This is a genomic window from Emticicia agri, from assembly GCF_004168285.1.
Classification (GTDB): Bacteria; Bacteroidota; Bacteroidia; order Cytophagales; family Spirosomataceae; genus Emticicia; species Emticicia agri.
On record NZ_SEWF01000131.1, the window covers coordinates 1 to 1,566 of the forward strand.

Consider the following 1,566-nt stretch of genomic DNA (forward strand, 5'->3'; position numbering starts at 1 on the left):
TTTCTGATAATACACCTTTATGTTCATAAACTTTAAAGTACACAGGTAGGGCTACACCTTTTACTTGTGCCGCCAATACTAAAACGTGTAATTCAAAAGAACCGATTTTCCATTCTGTTGCATCCAAAAAAAATTATCTGCTTTCTTAATAAGGCTGTTGATAACCCATAGTAATAAGTCTATAAAAAGCCTCGTTGAACTATATCTATTGAAAAACCGAATTAAACGTTGATAATAACTACCTGATTTTAAACCTTTTTTGTCCATTATCTTTGCCATATCGTCTTTCATCTTGTAAAGATTAGTCGTTTTACTAGTCAGTAAACCTGTCAATACCATCATTACATTTTCTATCATGCTTTTATGATATTTACCTTTGATTGTGCTAAGTTTGTCTGTGAGAGTCATTGGGTGTGAGTTTTGTTTGCTTCGTCGCTACAAAATTCGCCTTTTTGGCTCTCTTTTCAACAAACTATTTTAAGTAATGCGACAAAATTATTTTAAAATTGTTAACTTTGCTCTATGCGAGCAAAACGATATATTAAATTAGAGCCAAGTGAGGTCATCACAATGGAAGAAGGGTACAAAAATGCTACCCATCATCAATTCAAACAACGTTGTCATTGTCTATTGCTAAGTCATCAGGGGTATGATATGTATAGCCTAAAATCTATATTTCAAGTAAGCCACCCTACCATCACTAACTGGTTTGACAGTTGGGAAACGCATGGGATAGTAGGTTTACGCAATCAATTGGGTCAGGGTCGCAAACCTATTTTCAATGCAGCTGATGAATCATTGGTAAAAAGCAAAGTAAAATCAAGCCCTCAGACTCTGAAAAAAGTACGTCAAGAACTGAAAGAAGCATTACAGAAAGACTTCTCTCAAAGAACATTAGAGCGTTTTTTAAAAACACTTGTCGAGCCAGTTGGAAAAGAGCCAGAAAAAGTTTAAAGTCAAAGCAAAACACTTCTGAGTACGCATATAAAGAAGACTGCTTAAATGACTTACTCGAGCTCCACCAACAAAGTCATATTGACTTATTTTATGGTGATCAGGCTGGTTTTTCGCTCAATTGTGTCGTACCTTACTGCTGGCAATTTCCAGATGAACCCGTTTATATTCTGCCACAAAAAGGCAAGAATATCAATGTATTTGGGTTGATGAATGCTGATGGAAATGAACTTTACACTTTTGATGTAAAAGGTACTATTAATGCTGATTTTGTCATCAATTCAATAGAAATATTTATTGATAAAATTAGAAAACCAACAGTTTTAGTAATTGATAATGCCAGAATTCATCACGCCAAAGTTTTTCAAGAAAAGTTAGAATTGTGGCAAAACAAAGGGCTCTATATTTTCTATTTGCCTGCTTACAGTCCACATCTAAACAGAATCGAAAGGCTTTGGAGGCATACTAAATATTATTGGCTTAAGCCTAGTGATTATCAAGATTTGGAAACCCTCAAAAAAGCCCTTGACAAAATTTGGTCTAAATTTGGTTTTGACTATCAAATCGACTTTTCTAAAATTAAAATTTAAAATAATTTTGTCGTATTACTTA

At 33.8% G+C, this 1,566-nt stretch carries 2 protein-coding genes; both read left to right on the forward strand.

Annotation, left to right across the window (positions count from 1 at the left end):
* Window positions 1-522 precede the first annotated feature (522 nt).
* Entirely contained in the window at window positions 523-954 is a 432-nt protein-coding gene (locus EWM59_RS28515; protein WP_130021386.1) for a helix-turn-helix domain-containing protein, read from the forward strand.
* Entirely contained in the window at window positions 894-1,544 is a 651-nt protein-coding gene (locus tag EWM59_RS27375) for an IS630 family transposase (RefSeq protein ID WP_229239289.1), read from the forward strand. The genes EWM59_RS28515 and EWM59_RS27375 overlap by 61 nt, the downstream gene beginning before the upstream one ends.
* Window positions 1,545-1,566: the final 22 nt, after the last annotated feature.

What these genes read in the sequence shown, in the direction of transcription:
- EWM59_RS28515 (WP_130021386.1), top strand. Translation starts at nt 523, where the DNA reads ATGCGAGCAAAACGATATATTAAATTAGAGCCAAGTGAGGTCATCACA.